Raw genomic sequence first — 15,476 nt, forward strand, 5'->3', positions numbered from 1 at the left:
ACTCCACCAGACCGGCCTGGCCACCGGCTGAGCCGGGCCGGGCTTCGCCCGGCCGACACCGACAGGGACAACTCAAATCGCGACAGCCACCACTCCGGGGGCACGTCACAGCCCTCGGCCTGGCAGCACTTCTGCTGGAGCCGCAGCGCTTTGCGTTGGATCGGCTGGAAGAACCTGCTGCCCCGGCCGGCATCGAGGACCTCACTGTCGCCACCCAGGACCCAGGGGATGATGGTGGCGTTGCACGCCATCCGCCGGGCCTCGGCCGCGCTGATGGTGGTGCCGTTGGCCTCGTCATAACCCAGGGTCGCTACCCCGAGGTCCTTGCGGAGCTCCTCGAGGGAGATGACCACGTTGATCGTGGTCGCGTCGCCACCGTGGCGGGGCAGCCTGGCGGGGTCGAGGGTCTCCAACAACCGGGCAAACCCCTGCCCCATCAGCCGTGCCCATGGCGGCAACGGAGCACCCTTGTCCAACAGCTGCTGTTTGCGGGGCTGGGCGTAGGCCTCCACCGCCTTCTTGAACCGCATCCCGACCGAGACCGGCAACACCCCCTCGAACCCGATCGTGCCATCGTGGTTGTCCCACACCCGCAACGCGGTCTTCTGCTGAGCCCGTTCCTCCTCAGCCAACAATGCCTTGGCTTCGGCATCCTCGAACCGGACCGGGTCGATCTCGGCCAGGATCCGCTTCCCCACGATCCGCAGCTCGTTCGCGGTCAGGCGGCCGGCGTAGTCGACCAAGAGCTTCTCGGCCAGGACCAGGTCCTCGCGGCTGGCAACCGGGTCGGTCTCGATGGCATCGAGGGCTGTCGTGATCACCCGGGCCTTGTCCAAAGACACCACACCCTCGGCCAAGCCAGCACTGACGAGGTCGTACTTGGCGACCCCGGTCGCGAGCTTGATCTGCGAACGCGCCGCACCCTTGTCGACCAACAGCTCAGCACGCATCCACCCCGAGGCATCCTTGGCCCCGGTCTCCTCGGCGATATCACCAGCAGCAGCGAGCACCCGCAGCTTCAACGCGGCCTGCTGGGCCTGAAGCCTCTCCAACCGCTCGAGCAGGTCCTTCTTCTGCCCGGTCCGCCAATAGGCCGGATCACTCGCGAGCAGGTCCTGGAGGGCGGACTCGATAGCGGCCAGGGCGGCGCCGATCAGGTCACCGGGGTTGGTGCCCCAGTGGTCGATCTCGCGCCCGAGACTCATCGCCATCCTCCCCTTCAGAGGTGTGCTGTGATGGTCCTGATTCTACTCGCCAACCACCTCTCTGACTATCTATTTTCCCTAGTCACGTGCCTTTTTCGCGGTCAGCGAACGACGTCGTTCCTGTGGATGATAAGTGGCCCGAAGGGCCACGTCTTCCACCCCACCAACACCACCTGTCTCACGCAAGACTCTCCCGCGGCCACACCCGGGCCGCCGCCCCGATAGCCAGCCAAGATTTTCTCGACGGGCCCCGGTGTCAAGGCGATGTATCGAGCTTGTCGAGATGACCGCGAAGCGGCCGGCGAAGCCGGCGGCCGCAGGCCGTCCTTTACTCCGGGGTCCGCCGAGAAGACCCTCGAGAACGGGTCGGCGGCCCACACCAACCACGAAGAAACAGCCCCCCACACAGACGGGGCTCGACAAGCTCGACCACCGGAGCATCACCGATCCATGGCACACAACGTCGCTGCAGCAGCGGCCGGCGAAGCCGGCAGGCCGAAGGCCCGTCCGCGACGCCGGACCAGATCGAGAAGACCCTCGAGATCGGGTCGGCGGCCCACACCAGCCACGAAAACACACCTCGCGACAGGCCATAGACCCTCAGTCGATCCGCCCCCGCCGCCGATCAGTGGTGATGAGCTCCACGTTGATCCCAGCAGCCCGCACGAACGCGATGAGCTCGTCGTCGAACATCTCACCGGGCTGCGGAGGACTGAGCGTACGAGCCCCAGCGACCCCGAGCTCGACCAGAGTCGATTCGAGATCAGGAGCCATGAAGGCCAGGTGATGGAGACCGTACGCATGCGGCCCGGGAGTCACCGGGGTGATGAGCTTGATGGAGAGGGAGTCGGGCTTCTCCAGGAAGATCCCGCGGACCCCGTGGCGGGTGTTGACGACCGGGTCCGTGACGCGGCGGTAGCCGAAGAGCCGCTCGAAGGCCTCGGCGGTGCGGAGCAGGTCACGGACCTGGATGCCGACGTGGTCGAGTCGCAGGTCAGGCATCCGCTCCTCCCGACGGAGCACCTTCGCCGACGTCGACCCCCTGCAGGCTCATCGCCTACCGCCCTTCGTCATCAGGCGACCGGGCTGTGGGTCGCCACCATCTTCAGCAGCTCGGCGGCGACGGCCTCCGACCCGGCCTCGTTGAGATGGCCGCGGTCGAAGGTCAGGTTCTCGTTGAGGACGTAGTAGGTGCTGCCGTCCTGGCTGCGCTCCCCGGTGCCCTCGGACTCGACGGCGGCGATGTCGACGAGGCGGCCGGTGGCGCCGTACTTCTCCCGAACGAGAGCGTTGTAGCGCTCGCGGGCGATGTTGTCGGCCGGCCCCATCTGGTCGTCACGGCCGAGGACCGCCTTCACCTTCGACTTCCAGTTGCGGTCGGCGGTGAGCGGTGCGGTCGTGTAGAGGAAACGTACGTCGGGATGGGCTGCCTCGACCTTCGCCATCATCGACGCATAGGCGTCGAAGACCGCCTGGACGTCGGTGGCCGCGGTGATGTCGACGTAGCAGAGCTTCATCAGCGCCACGTCGACGTCCTTGCCCGCCGAGCTGTCCATCACGTCCGCGAACGCGGCGAACTTGCTCATCGGATCCTCGTTCACCCCGACGTAGGCATGCCGGAAGGTCGCCTTCTCGGCATCCGGCGCCAACGAACCACCCGAGACGTCGGCGATGGCGGGTGCGGACACCGAGGCGCCGGCGTACACGTTCGAGACCCCGTCGAGGATGTTCATCCCCACCGACTGGTGCCCGAAGAGCACCGTGGTCCGTCCCACGACCCGCAGCTCCGACTCCGACGGCTCTGCGCTCGTGACCTGGTCGTTCATTCCTGGACTCCTCAGCAACCATGCTCCGGCCAGCGCGACCGCGACGACCAGCACTCCCGACCACACGCCGGCGAGCAGCTTCACCGCCCGGGGCACGTTCCTCACCGACATCCTCAACCCACCTTGACCCCTTCGCGGCCGGCATCGTCCGCATCATCGACGTCGTCGTCCTGCCCCGCACCCGGCTCCTGCGCCAGCCGCAGGCACATCGCGCGTACGTCACGCTTGATGATCTTCCCGTTCGCGTTCATGGGCAGCGCCTCGACGAAGCGGACCACCTCGGGGACCATGTGCTTCGAGAGCCGCTCGCGACAGTGCGCGATCACGTCGGCGCCACGCAGCAGCGACCCGCGCCGCCGCACCACCACGAGCTCGACGCGCTCACCGGCGGCGTCGTCGGGGAGTCCGACCGCGGCGGCGGCGACCACGTCCGGAAGATAGAGCGCCGCGGCCTCGACGTCCTGGCTGGCGATCCGGTGCCCCCAGGACTTGATGAAGTCCTCGACCCGGTCGACCACGTAGATGTAGCCGTCCTCGTCGACCTTCGCCAGGTCTCCCGTACGCAGCATCCCGCCGGGCATCTTGCGGGCCGTCGCCTCGGGGTCGTCGAGGTAGCCGGGCGAGATGTTCGCACCGCTGGCCCAGATCTCGCCGACCTCGCCGGGCGCGACATGCACCCCGTCGCGGTCGAGCACCCGCAGGTCCACGCCCGGGATGCCCCGGCCGATCGACCCCGGCCGCCGTTCGAGCTCCTCGGGCGGAAGATAGGAGAGCCGGGCGGTGGCCTCGGTCGCGCCGTACATCACGAAGACCTTCGCCTGAGGCTGCGCGTGCGCCATCTGCTCGACCAGCGCGGGCGCGAGCCGGCCACCCGCCTGCTGGATCGTCCGGAGCGACGGCACCGCGGTGGAGCCGAAGGTGCTGTTGCGCAGCAGCATCCCGAAGGTCGACGGCACCCCGGCGAAGGACGTGCAGCGGGCGGACACCATGCGGTCCACGACCGCCTGCGGGAAGACGAACGTCGGCTGGATGACCATCGCGGCGCCGGCGCGCAGATGCGTGTGCAGCAGCGAGAGCCCGAAGACGTAGGTGAACGGCAGCACGACCAGCATCCGGTCCTCCGGCGTGATGTCGAGGTAGCCGAGGATCGAGGTCGTGTTCGCCTGGATGTTGCGGTGGGTGAGGCGCACCGCGCGCGGGTCGCCGGTGGTGCCGGAGGTGAACATGTAGAGCGCGTCCTGGTCCGGGTCGACCTCGACCGCCTCGGGCAGCTCGATCGGCGCCGACCGCGGCCTGGGGATCAGCCGCTCCTTGCGCTCCACGACGACCGGAAGACTCCTGGGCAGGCTCAGCCGCAGCGCCTGGGCCTGGGCGCGCCCGACCAACAGCGCGTCGGCGCCGACCCAGCGCACCCGGGCCACGACCTCCTCGGTCGGCAGCGTGATCGCCAACGGCACCACGACCAGCCCCATCCGGAGCGCGGCGAGATAGGCCGAGACCCAGAACAGCCCGTTGGGCGCCATGATCCCGACCGGTGTGCCCGGCGTCAGACCGAGCACGGACATCCGCTCGGTGAGCACGGACACACTGGCTCGCAGCTCTTCGAAGGTGTACTCGCGACCCGCTTCGGCGAGCGCGATCGAGTCCTCGGGCGCTAGCTCGAGAAGAAAGTCGGCTGTGTTCAACGTGGCCCGTCCCCCGGGATGCTACGGCCGGGACCGTTCCCGGCACCGGCAACGTCCCACGAGGCACATCGACGGGACGTTGGCCCCGCGGAAGGCTGCCTGAAATTGAGTACGCAGCCCACCCATCGCTCTCGACCCGGCTCCGCTACGCGTCGACTGGTCCCGTGAACCTCAAGCGCCTCGCTCTTCTCGTGCTGCTCGGCGTGCTCGTCGGCGTCACGATCTTCTGGGTCCCCGGGCGCTTCGCCGACTCCTCCTCCGGCAAGGACGGCGGAGGCTCGGCGAGCGCCTCGTCGTCCCAGTCGGGCTCACCGGGAGCCGACGCGAGCTCGGGGAAGGGCTCAGGGTCCGGAAAGAAGTCTGAGTCGGACCCCCAGCCCGCGACCGAGGCGCTGCCGGAGGCGGCCTCGACCCCGACCGAGTCGGGCCTGCCCGGCCTGACCGAGAAGCCGCGTACGAAGCAGGTGGCGCTGATCTCGGAGCCGCTGCCGAAGCAGGCGGTCCGCAAGGGCGCCCTGGTGGCCGGCTATCCGGCAGCCCTGGAGCCGCCGGCACGGACCAGCGTGGACGTCTCCAGCGTCACCCCCACCAAGGGCGTGCTCCAGGTGGCGCTGACCGCGAGCTGCCGGCGGCCGTGCGACGTACTGCGCCACTTCCGGACCCGTCTCGCCCAGCACGGCTTCGAGGAGGTCACGACCACCTCGGTCGAGAACGCTCCGGCGCTGTCGCTGCGCCGCGGCGAGGAGACCGTGAGCGTCACGGTCACCCGCACCGGCCGTCGCAGCGTCGACTTCAGCCTCTATTCCGTCCTCCGCACGTTGGCCTGAGCGCCGGTGTACCTCTCTCTCAGCGACCGCCCGGCGACGAGTGCCGCGCCGCAGCGCACCGGCGGGCGGGTCTCCCGGACGGTCGTCACCCTCGGCATCGTCAGCCTGCTGACCGACATCTCCTCCGAGTCCGTCTCGGCGATCCTGCCGCTCTACCTGACCGCGGTGGTGGGGCTCTCGCCGGTGGCGTACGGGCTCGTCGACGGGCTCTACCAGGGCGTCTCCTCGCTGGTGCGGATCGCGGCCGGGTGGGCGGCCGACCGCACCGACCGGCCGCAGCCGGTGGCCCTGGCGGGCTACGCGATGAGCGCGGTCGCGCGGCTCGGGCTGCTGTTCGCCGGCGGCTTCGGGACCATCTCGACGGCGATCTCGCTGGACCGGGTCGGCAAAGGCGTACGCACCGCTCCGCGCGACGCGATGATCGCCGCCTCCAGCGACCCGGCCCACCTCGGCCGAAGCTTCGGCGTCCACCGGACGCTGGACACGATCGGTGCGACGCTCGGGCCGCTGCTGGCGTTCCTGATCCTGTGGCGGATCGCCGACGGCTACGACACGGTCCTGGTCGTCTCCCTCGGCTTCGCGGTGCTCGGGGTGGCCACGATGGCCTGCTTCGTGCCGTTCCGCACCGGCGCCGTCCGGCGGGTCGCTCCTCGCCGTGAACCGCGCCCCAGGCTGCGCTGGCGCACCGCGCTCACGCCAGGGCTCATCCGGGTGACCGGTGTGTCCGGCGTGCTCGCGCTCCTCACCATCGGCGACGGCTTCGTCTACCTGGCGCTGCTCGAGACCGGCGGCTTCGCCGCGCAGTGGTTCCCCGTGCTCTACGTCGGGACCAACCTCGCCTACCTCACCCTGGCCGTCCCCATGGGCCGGCTCGCGGACCGCGCCGGACGGGCCAAGGTGCTGGTCCTCGGCCACCTTCCGCTCGCCGCCGCCTACCTGTGTGCCGCCAGCGGCTCCGGCGCGCTCTGGACGACCTGCGCCGCCGTCCTCCTCCTCGGCGTCTTCTACGCCGCGACCGACGGCACCCTGGCCGCGGTGGCCGGGCAGCTCGTCCCCGAGACGGTACGCGCCAGCGGCATCGCCACCGCCCAGACTGCGGTCGCGGTGGCTCGGCTCGTCGCGGCGACCGGCTTCGGCCTGCTCTGGTACGCCGTCGGCCCCCGGGTCGCGATGCTCGTCGTCTGCGCCGCGCTGCTCGCCGCGATCCCGGCCGGGCTCGCGCTGCTTCGGAGGGCGGCGCGATGAGGACGGCCTGGGCCAAGCAGCGCACGACCGTCTTCGGGGCGATCGTCGTCCTCGTCACGGCCGGCGTGACGGCGTACGCCCTCTCCGCGATCGCCGAGAACGACCGGCGTACGTCCCGCGCGACCGACGCCACGACCACCTCCCTGACGCAGGTCGAGGAGGGGCCGCGGATCCTCTTCCGGCACACCGGGCGCGACGCCGACTACGGCCACGTCGGTGCCGTGGCCCTGGCCGACCCCGGTGGCGCCCGCGCGCTCACGGACCTGAGCTGTGACCGGGTCTACGCCCAGGCCCGGTCGGTCTCGTGCCTGACGACCGAGCGGGGCGTGGTGACCCGCTACCGCGCGACCGACCTGACGACCTCGGCCCCGGGCACGCGCTGGCGCGAGGTCGACGGGACCGACCTGCCCGGGCTGCCCAGCCGCACCCGGATCTCGCCGGACGGGCGGCTGGTCTCCTCGACCGTGTTCGTCAACGGCGACTCCTACATGGTCAGCGGGTTCTCGACGCGCACCGTCGTCCGCCGGATCGGCGGGGCGAGCTACGGAGACCTGGAGAAGTTCCGGCTCGTCGTCGACGGCCGCCGGGTCACGCCGGCCGACCGCAACATCTGGGGCGTCACCTTCGCCGACGACGACCGCACCTTCTATGCGACCGTCGCCACCGGTGGCCGGACCTATCTGGCCCGGGGCGACCTCTCCGAGCGCTCCCTGATGACGATCGCCGACCACGTCGAGTGCCCCTCGCTCTCCCCCGACGGCACCCGGATCGCGTTCAAGGAGGCCGACAAGGACGGCACCCGCTGGACGCCCGCGGTCCTCGACCTCGCCACCGGCCGGCGCACGGTCCTCGCCGGCGAGACCCACAGCATCGACGACCAGATCGAGTGGCTCGACGACGACACCGTCCTCTACGGCCTCGAGCGCGAGGACGAGCCGGTCAGCGATGTCTGGGCCGTCGACACCTCGACCACCGCGACCCCTCGCGTCCTGGTCCCGGAGGCAGCGTCGCCCGCGGTCCTACGCTGAATCGGGTACTCCCCTCCCGGCCTCTCCTGCGGGTTGCCCGGTCGCGGTTTGCTGAGGGCATGACCATGGAGGAGACCCATGCCGCGCCCCGGATCGAGCCCCGGATCGAGCCCAGCGCGGACGTCGACGAACGCGCCGTGATCGGCGCCGGGACCCTCGTCTGGCACCTGGCCCAGGTCCGCGAGCACGCCCGGGTCGGCAGCGAGTGCATCATCGGCCGCGGGGCGTACGTCGGCCCGGGGGTCGTCGTCGGCGACCGCTGCAAGATCCAGAACCACGCGCTGGTCTATGAGCCGGCGGTGCTCGAGGACGGTGCGTTCGTCGGGCCGGCGGTGGTCTTCACCAACGACTACCTGCCCCGCGCCGTCAACCCGGACGGCACCCTGAAGGACGGCGACGACTGGGAGGCCGTCGGCGTGACCGTACGCACCGGTGCCAGCATCGGCGCCCGCGCCGTCTGCGTCGCGCCGGTCACGATCGGCGCCTGGGCGATGGTTGCGGCCGGTGCCGTGGTCACCCGCGACGTACCGGACCATGCGCTCGTCGTCGGCGTCCCGGCCCGGCGGGTGGGCTGGGTCGGGCACGCGGGCGCGCCGCTGGTCGCCCAGGGGGACGCCTGGCGCTGCCCGCAGACCGGCACGCTCTACGTCCGGCGCGGCAGGAACGAGGACGACGGCCTGGTCGCCTCCTGAGCAGCCGGTCGACCGCAGGGTCAGGCGGCGCGCCACTCGGCCTTGTGGGCGATGCTGACCGCCGCGATCTGGGAGGAGACGCCGAGCTTGGCCAGGATCGACTTCACCTGGGTGCGCACGGTCGCCTCCGAGACGACGCGGAGCCTGGCGATGTCGCCGACGGTGAGGCCGTCCATCAGGTGCTCGAGCACCTGCGACTCCCGCGGGGAGAGCTGGGCGAGCCGGCGCCGGGCCTCGATGATGTCCTGCTCCTGCCCCACCCACGCCCGGATCAGGCGCTCACGGTCGTCGACGTCGAGCACGCTGAGACCGTAGTTGAGCCTGCGTACGGTGCCCAGGATCTCGCCCAGCGGCACCGTCTTGGGCAGCACCGTCCGGGCCCCGGCGTACAGGGCATGGCCCCAGCGGGTCTCGTCGGTGGAGCCCGTCACCACGACCACGTCGGCGCCGGCCCTGGCGAGCGGCGCGATGAGACGTACGCCTGACCCGTACTGCCCCAGATCGAGGTCGAGCAGCACGATGCGCGGCTGGGAGCGCATGATCAGGGAGGTGAGCTTGGCCTCCGACGGCGGCTCCTCCGGCAGGTCGACACGGTGTGCGTCGTAGCCCTCGAAGGTGAGGGCCAGCTCGAGTGACTCCGCGAACAGGGTGTGGTCCTCGACGATGACCACCTTCACCCGCTTACGCGGCGACACCACTGCGACCTCCCTGGGTCGGGGTGTCGTGCTCGCCGGCCCCGTCGCCAGCCCTGTCGTCGGCCCTGTCGTCGATACAGCCGAGCATCGGGATGCCGAGGACGAAGGTCGTACGCTCGCCGGTCTCGGCCAGCTCGAGGTAACCGCCCTGGCGCTCCATCAGGTCGCGCGCGGCGTGGAGACCGACGCCCTGACCGGTGGACCCCGGTCGGCTCACTCCCCAGGCGAAGATCCGGCGGCGCAGCTCCGGCGCCACGCCGGAACCGTGGTCGGTCACCGCGATCTCGACCGAGGTGTTCGCCGGTCCGGCGCCACCTACGTCGATCCGGACCGGCCCGCTGCCGTGCGCCGCGGCGTTGTCGAGGAGCACATTGAGGGCCTCGGTCAGCTGGTCGGAGTCACCCAGCGCCAGCATCCGGCTCGGGCGCCAGGTGACCGTGGTGCCCTTGGCCTCGTGGGCGAGGACCATGGCCGACACGACGGCGTCGAGATCGATCACCTCGGCCCGCAGCTCCCCGGCGGCCGACTCCGGGATCACCGTCCCGACGGCCTCCTCCTGCTGCCGGCGGACCATCCGCTCGAGCCGCTCCAGCTCGCTCTGCACCATCGCCGCCATCGAGGCCCGCCGCTCGTCACCGATCTCGCCCGGCGAGTTGAGCAGCGTAGTCGCCGCCCGCACCCCGGCCAGCACCGAGGCAGCCTCGTGCAGCCGGGCACGTTCGTCGGGTCCGACTCTTGACTTCGACACAGCTCTCCCCTGGTCATCCTCGAGTTGCGTTCTCCCGAGACGCAGCCAGACGGCATGAAACACGTGCAGATCCCGAGGTCCTCCACGAACAGCGCCGTACGGCAAGGGGACTTTACGCAATCAAACGGGGCGACGTATTGCCTCCCTATTTTTGGTTACCTGCCGTTACCGAGTGGTGCCTGAAATTGAGGAATGGCGAGCATCTGGGCCCCAGAACCCGCCCCCGCCGGGTCACATACACAGGTGGCCATCCTCGATCATCCGCCTGTGCCGCCGCAGTCCGGTCCTGCTGGTGAGCCCCCCTCGCGCGGATGGCGTCGCGCCCGCAAGCCGCTGATCGGGCTGCTCATCTGCCTTCTGCTGCTCTGCGCCGCCGCCCTGACCGGGATCCTGTGGCTGCAGGCGAAGGTGGAGGGAAACATCCAGCGGCTGCCCGACACCTTCACCGGGCTCACCGACCGGCCCGCCAAGCCCACCTCCGGGTCGGCCGCCGACGCCATGAACATCCTGGTCCTCGGCACTGACACCCGCTCCGACGCGCCCACCACCGGCGCCGAGGCCCCCGGCTGGGAGCCGGGCCAGGCCCGCTCCGACACGATGCTGATCGTCCACATCGACGGCGACCGACGATCCGCCTCGGTGATCTCGATCCCGCGCGACTCGTGGGTCGACATCCCCGGTCACGGCAAGGGGAAGGTCAACTGGGCCTACTCCTTCGGCGGCCCCAGCCTCACCGTCGAGACCGTCGAGAAGATGACCGACGTACGCATCGACCACCTCACCGTCATCGACTGGGACGGCTTCAAGGCCCTCACCGACGCCGTCGGCGGGGTCGACATCGACATCCCGAAGACCGTCTACGACTCCGCCCGCGGGGTCCGTTGGGAAGCCGGGCGCCACCATCTCGACGGCGAGCAGGCTCTCCTCTACGTACGCCAGCGCTACGGCCTCCGCGACGGCGACCTCGACCGCGTCGCCCGCCAGCAGGCCTTCCTCCGCACGCTCCTCAAGCAGACCCTCCACCAGGAGCTGCGCAAGAACCCCGACCAGGTCCTCGACCTCCTCGGCCTCTTCTCGAAGCACGCCTCCGTCGACGACGAGTGGTCGACCACCCAGATGGCCAAGCTCGCCGCCTCCCTCCGCAACCTCCGCTCGGACGACATCAGCTACCTCACCGTCCCCACCGACGGCACCGGCATGGTCGGCGACCAGTCAGTCGTACGCCTCGACCCCTCCCGCGACCTCGACCTGTGGCGCGCGGTCCGCGAGGACCGGATGGCCGACTGGGCCGACGACAACCAGGATCTGCTCACCCCCGACGTGGTCCGCTGACCCGCCGACTCGGCGCAACTGCCCCAGAAAAACCCGTCGAGTCGGCGCGTCTGTCCCAGGTGTGCGGGACAGACGCGCCGACTCGCGCTTCCTGAGCGGGACAGATGCGCCGACTCGGCAGTCTTCAGGAAGCGACCTCCGCGGCCTCGAGATCGAACCGGTTGGCGGGGCGCGGGAGACCGTAGTGGTCGCGGAGGGTGGTTCCGGCGTACTCGGTCCGGAAGAGCCCGCGCTCCTGCAGGATCGGCACGACGGACGAGGTGAAGGCCTCGAGACCCGAGGGCAGGACGGCGGGCATGATGTTGAACCCGTCGGCGGCGCCGTTCTCGAAGTAGTGCTGGATGGTGTCGGCGACCTGGACGGCCGTGCCGGTGAAGGTCCGGTGCCCTCGCCCGCCGCCGAGGCGCCCAATCAGCTCGCGCACGGTGAGCCGGTCGCGCCGAGCCCAGTCGACGACGAGCGTGTAGCGGCTCTTGGCACCCTCGATCTCGTCCTCGGTCGCGATGTCGGCGGGCAGCTGCTCGTCCAGATGGAGCCGGGCGGGGTCCACCTGCAGGAGCTGGGCGAGCTGCGCCACCGCGTACTCCGGGGCGATCAGCCGGTCCAGCTCGGCCTCCAGCTCACGCGCCTCGGCCTCCGTGTCACCGAGGACCGGCACGATCCCGGGCAGCACCAGCACATGGTCGGGGTTGCGACCGGCCGCGACGACCCGCCGCTTGATGTCGGCGTAGAACTCCTGGCTCTCGGCGAGGGTCGGCTGGGCGGTGAAGATCGCCTCGGCCCAGCGGGCCGCGAACTCCTTGCCGTCGTCCGAGGAGCCCGCCTGGACGAGCAGCGGATGGCCCTGCGGTGACCGCGGCAGGTTGAGCGGACCCTCCACGGAGAAGTGCGGCCCGACATGGGAGATCGATCGGATCCGGTCACCGTCGGCATGCACCCCGGAGTCCTTGTCGGCCACGATCGCGTCGTCGGCCCAGCTGTCCCACAGCTTGGTGGCCACGTCCAGGAACTCCGAGGCCCGCTCGTAGCGGGTCTTGTGCAGCGGCTGCCCCTCCAGACCGAAGTTGCGCGCCGCGGCGTCCCCGGCGGTGGTGACGATGTTCCACCCCGCCCGCCCACCCGAGAGGTGGTCGACCGACGCCAGCCGCCGGGCGAGGTTGAACGGCTCGTTGTACGACGTCGAGGCCGTCGCGATCAGCCCGATGTGCTGCGTGGAGACCGCCAGCGCGGACAGCAGGACGGTCGGCTCGATCCGCCCCGACGGCCGGCGCTCGGGCGACCCGAACATGGCCGGCGAGTCGGCCAGGAAGAGCGAGTCGAACCTGGCCTCCTCCGCCACCCGGGCGAGATGCTGATGCGCCGCGAGCGAGAGGTTGGCGTGCGGGTCCGACGCCGGCAGCCGCCACGACGCCTCGTGGTGACCGGTGTCGAGCAGGAACAGGTTGAAATGGAGCTGTCGAGCACCCATCAGGCCACCTCCTCCTCGGCCGGCTCGACCACGCCGAGCTCGGCCAGCAGCTGCGCCCGCAGCGACGCGAACCTCGGGTCGCCGGGACTCCGCTTCGCGCCCAGGTCGATCCGGATGTCCGAGCCGACGACACCGTCGACCAGCACGATCACCCGGTCGGCCAGGGCGATCGCCTCGTCGACGTCGTGGGTGACCAGCAGGATGGCGGGGTTGTGGGCGGCGTACAGCTTCTTCAGCAGCTTGTGCATCTTGATCCGGGTCAGCGCGTCCAGGGCGCCGAACGGCTCGTCCGCCAACAGCAGCTGGGGATCCCTGACCAGCGAGCGCGCCAGCGCCGCGCGCTGCTGCTCACCGCCCGAGAGCTGGTGGGGCCAGGCCTTGTCGCGACCCTCGAGCCCGACCTCGGCGAGCGCCTCGAGGCCACGGGCCCGGGCATCCGGTCCCGACAGCCCGAGGATCACGTTGTCCAGCACCCGCCGCCACGGCAGCAGCCGGGAGTCCTGGAAGACCACCGAGACCCGCTCGGGTACGTCCACGACACCCGATCCCGAGACGGAGCGGTCGAGTCCGGCCAGGGCCCGTAGCAGCGTCGACTTCCCGGAGCCGGAGCGCCCGATCAGCGCCACGAACTCGCCGGCTTCGATGGTGAGGTCGAGCCCGTTGAGCACGCCGCCGGCCTCGGAGAAGCTGCGGTGCAGCCCCTCGACACGTACGGCGGGCTCTTTCAGTGACTCTCCAGCGTGCGTCGCCATCCCAGTGCCTTCCTCTCGATGATGCGGACGATGCCGTCGGCGACCAGGCCCAGCAGGGCGTAGACGACCAGGCCGACGACGATGATCTCGGTCTGGCCGTAGCTGGACGCGAGGGTGATCATGTGGCCGATGCCGCTGGTCACGTTGACCTGCTCGACGACCACCAGGGACAGCAGTGCGTTGAGCACCGCGAACCGCAGCCCGAGCAGGAACCCTGGCGTCGCGCCCGGCAGCACCACGTGCCGGATGAACGCGCCGCGTCTCAGGCTGACCGTCTCGGCCAGCTCCGCATAGCGGCTGTCGATGCCACGCAGCCCGTTGTGGGTGTGGATGTAGATCGGGATGAGTACGCCGAGGGCGATCGTGGTCACCTTCATCGGCTCGCCGATCCCCAGCCACAGGATCAGCAGCGGCATCAGCGCCAGGCTCGGGATGGCCCGCTTGACCTGTACCGGGCCGTCGATCAGCGCCTCGCCCACCCGGCTGAGCCCGGAGACCAGCGCCAGCACCAGCCCGACGCCGACGCCGATCACCAGCCCGAGCGAGGCCCGGTAGGCCGAGGTGGCGAGCGCCTCGGGGAGCCGTCCGTCGGCGATCAGGCTCTGCGCGGTCTCGACGACCACCCACGGCTCGGACAGGGTCCGGGGGTCCAACCATCCCGTCGCGGAGGCGAGGAACCACAGACCCAAGAGCAGGATCGGCCCGATCCACAGCGTGCCGGGGACCCTCGGACCGGGCCCGAGGCGGCGGCGTACGACCCGCTTGTCGACGGTCTTCTCGGAGACGACGCCGACGATCGGCGCCTCGAGTGCGGTGGTGGCCATCACTGACCGTCCTTCACGGCCTCGGCGATGACCTTCTCGTAGCGACGGTCATAGAGCTCGGTGACGTCCAGCTCGGGATGGTTCTGCTCCTTGGCGAGGATGTCCGCGGTCTCCTGCTGCCGCTTGATGAAGCCGTCCCAGTTCTCCGGGATGATGGTCTGGCCCGAGGTCTCGAAGACTGCTCTGCCGTCCTCGAAGGTCAGCCCTTCGTGGTCGACGTAGTAGGCCTTGATCCACTCGTCCGGGTGCTCGTCGATCCACTTCTCGGCCTTGACCCACAGCCCGAGGAAGTCCTTGAACGCGGCCGCCTTGCCGGCGTCCTCGAAGGTCTTCTCCGGCCCATAGACGAGGGTCGCGTCGTCGCGGATGCCGGTGCGGATCGAGGTGGCGCCGTCACGGCCGTACTTGGCCAGATAGGAGGTCAGCTGCGGCCCGCCCAGCGGAGCGACGTCGACCTGGTTGGAGGCCAGCGCGTTGGAGAAGGTGTCGTCGACGCTCTGGATCTCGACGAGCTCGACGTCCTTCTGGCTGAGCCCCGCGGCCTCGAGCGTCTTGAGGACCAGCGCTCCCTGAGCCTGGCCGGGCGAGTAGGCGATCTTCTTGCCCTTGAGGTCCTGGAGCGTCGTGACCTTCGACTTCGGCGCGATGCCGAGCTCGTAGATCGGGTTGGCGAGCGGGTCCGGGTTCTCGGTGACCGCGACGATCTTGACCGGGGTGTCGGTCCAGGTCGCGAACAGCGGCGGGATGTCGGCGACATAGCTGGCGTCCAGCGCGTCGGCGCGGAACGCCTCGATGCTCTTCGGACCACCGGAGATGTTGGCCCACTCGATCTCGTAGCCCTTGACCTCGTCGATCAGGCCGGACGTCTTCAGCGCGACCTCGATGGGCGGGAGCCCGAGGCGCAGCACGGTCCCCTCCGGGACCCGGTCGGGGAGCGCCGCGTCGGCGGCGAGCTTGGAGGCGCTGGACGCATCGGCGCCGCCGCAGGCCGTCAGTCCGAGAAGCAGGGACGTGACAACGGCGGCGATGGCGGTCAGGCGCGGTGGGGTGGGGCGGATCATGGCTCTCCTCTGGTTGGTCCGTCCAAATCAGAGTAAGTCACTAGAGATTAGCCATAAAACTGTCGCTCAGATCATGAGACCGCCGAGG

Annotated in this window: 15 protein-coding genes; 5 read left to right on the plus strand and 10 right to left on the minus strand. The window is 70.2% G+C overall.

What is annotated here, in order from left to right; translation table 11 throughout:
- From ACIA03_RS29335 to ACIA03_RS29350, 4 genes are all read right to left on the minus strand, one after another.
- Positions 1–1,205 (minus strand): DUF222 domain-containing protein (locus tag ACIA03_RS29335; protein ID WP_396989037.1); only part of this gene is annotated, 1,205 nt, incomplete at its 3' end.
- 600 nt (positions 1,206–1,805) lie between these two features.
- Positions 1,806–2,207 (minus strand): VOC family protein, encoded by a 402-nt coding sequence (locus tag ACIA03_RS29340; RefSeq protein WP_396989038.1) that lies wholly within the window; start codon positions 2,205–2,207, stop codon positions 1,806–1,808.
- 71 nt (positions 2,208–2,278) lie between these two features.
- The gene (locus ACIA03_RS29345; RefSeq protein WP_396989039.1) at positions 2,279–3,136 is read right to left on the minus strand and encodes an SGNH/GDSL hydrolase family protein; all 858 of its coding nucleotides are present in this window, start codon (positions 3,134–3,136) and stop codon (positions 2,279–2,281) included.
- An 8-nt stretch (positions 3,137–3,144) separates the two neighbouring features.
- Complete coding sequence (locus ACIA03_RS29350) at positions 3,145–4,716, minus strand: class I adenylate-forming enzyme family protein (protein ID WP_396989040.1); 1,572 nt, start codon at positions 4,714–4,716, stop codon at positions 3,145–3,147.
- Between the two features lie 164 nt (positions 4,717–4,880).
- On the opposite strand from ACIA03_RS29350, the gene ACIA03_RS29355 reads away from it, so the two are divergent.
- The 4 genes from ACIA03_RS29355 (at position 4,881) to ACIA03_RS29370 (ending at position 8,508) form a co-directional block, all read left to right on the plus strand.
- Positions 4,881–5,543, plus strand: a complete 663-nt coding sequence (locus ACIA03_RS29355; protein ID WP_396989041.1) for a hypothetical protein — start codon at positions 4,881–4,883, stop codon at positions 5,541–5,543.
- Positions 5,544–5,549: 6 nt separating this feature from the next.
- Complete coding sequence (locus ACIA03_RS29360; RefSeq protein WP_396989042.1) at positions 5,550–6,788, plus strand: MFS transporter; 1,239 nt, start codon at positions 5,550–5,552, stop codon at positions 6,786–6,788.
- Positions 6,785–7,816, plus strand: a complete 1,032-nt coding sequence (locus ACIA03_RS29365) for a TolB family protein (RefSeq protein WP_396989043.1) — start codon at positions 6,785–6,787, stop codon at positions 7,814–7,816. Before ACIA03_RS29360 ends, ACIA03_RS29365 begins: the two co-directional genes overlap by 4 nt.
- 65 nt (positions 7,817–7,881) lie before the next feature.
- On the plus strand, positions 7,882–8,508 hold the full coding sequence (locus tag ACIA03_RS29370) for a DapH/DapD/GlmU-related protein (protein ID WP_396989077.1): 627 nt from the start codon (positions 7,882–7,884) through the stop codon (positions 8,506–8,508).
- A 20-nt stretch (positions 8,509–8,528) separates the two neighbouring features.
- Here ACIA03_RS29370 and ACIA03_RS29375 read toward each other — a convergent pair whose 3' ends face one another.
- Both ACIA03_RS29375 and ACIA03_RS29380 read right to left on the minus strand, forming a co-directional pair.
- Positions 8,529–9,203: a LuxR C-terminal-related transcriptional regulator gene (locus ACIA03_RS29375; RefSeq protein ID WP_396989044.1), complete on the minus strand. Its 675-nt coding sequence runs from the start codon at positions 9,201–9,203 to the stop codon at positions 8,529–8,531.
- On the minus strand, positions 9,190–9,951 hold the full coding sequence (locus tag ACIA03_RS29380; RefSeq protein WP_396989045.1) for a sensor histidine kinase: 762 nt from the start codon (positions 9,949–9,951) through the stop codon (positions 9,190–9,192). The genes ACIA03_RS29375 and ACIA03_RS29380 overlap by 14 nt, the downstream gene beginning before the upstream one ends.
- A 267-nt stretch (positions 9,952–10,218) precedes the next feature.
- Between ACIA03_RS29380 and ACIA03_RS29385 the strand changes: the two genes are divergently transcribed.
- On the plus strand, positions 10,219–11,283 hold the full coding sequence (locus ACIA03_RS29385) for an LCP family protein (protein ID WP_396989046.1): 1,065 nt from the start codon (positions 10,219–10,221) through the stop codon (positions 11,281–11,283).
- Between the two features lie 124 nt (positions 11,284–11,407).
- Here ACIA03_RS29385 and ACIA03_RS29390 read toward each other — a convergent pair whose 3' ends face one another.
- From ACIA03_RS29390 to ACIA03_RS29405, 4 genes are read right to left on the minus strand one after another with little or no spacing between them, the layout of a single operon-like run.
- Positions 11,408–12,751 (minus strand): LLM class flavin-dependent oxidoreductase, encoded by a 1,344-nt coding sequence (locus tag ACIA03_RS29390; RefSeq protein ID WP_396989047.1) that lies wholly within the window; start codon positions 12,749–12,751, stop codon positions 11,408–11,410.
- Positions 12,751–13,503 (minus strand): ABC transporter ATP-binding protein, encoded by a 753-nt coding sequence (locus ACIA03_RS29395; RefSeq protein WP_396989048.1) that lies wholly within the window; start codon positions 13,501–13,503, stop codon positions 12,751–12,753. The genes ACIA03_RS29390 and ACIA03_RS29395 overlap by 1 nt, the downstream gene beginning before the upstream one ends.
- Positions 13,476–14,327 (minus strand): ABC transporter permease, encoded by an 852-nt coding sequence (locus ACIA03_RS29400; protein ID WP_396989049.1) that lies wholly within the window; start codon positions 14,325–14,327, stop codon positions 13,476–13,478. Before ACIA03_RS29400 ends, ACIA03_RS29395 begins: the two co-directional genes overlap by 28 nt.
- On the minus strand, positions 14,327–15,388 hold the full coding sequence (locus ACIA03_RS29405) for an ABC transporter substrate-binding protein (RefSeq protein WP_396989050.1): 1,062 nt from the start codon (positions 15,386–15,388) through the stop codon (positions 14,327–14,329). The genes ACIA03_RS29400 and ACIA03_RS29405 overlap by 1 nt, the downstream gene beginning before the upstream one ends.
- Positions 15,389–15,476: the final 88 nt, after the last annotated feature.

The organism is Nocardioides sp. NPDC051685 (assembly GCF_044453405.1).
Classification (GTDB): domain Bacteria; phylum Actinomycetota; class Actinomycetes; order Propionibacteriales; family Nocardioidaceae; genus Nocardioides.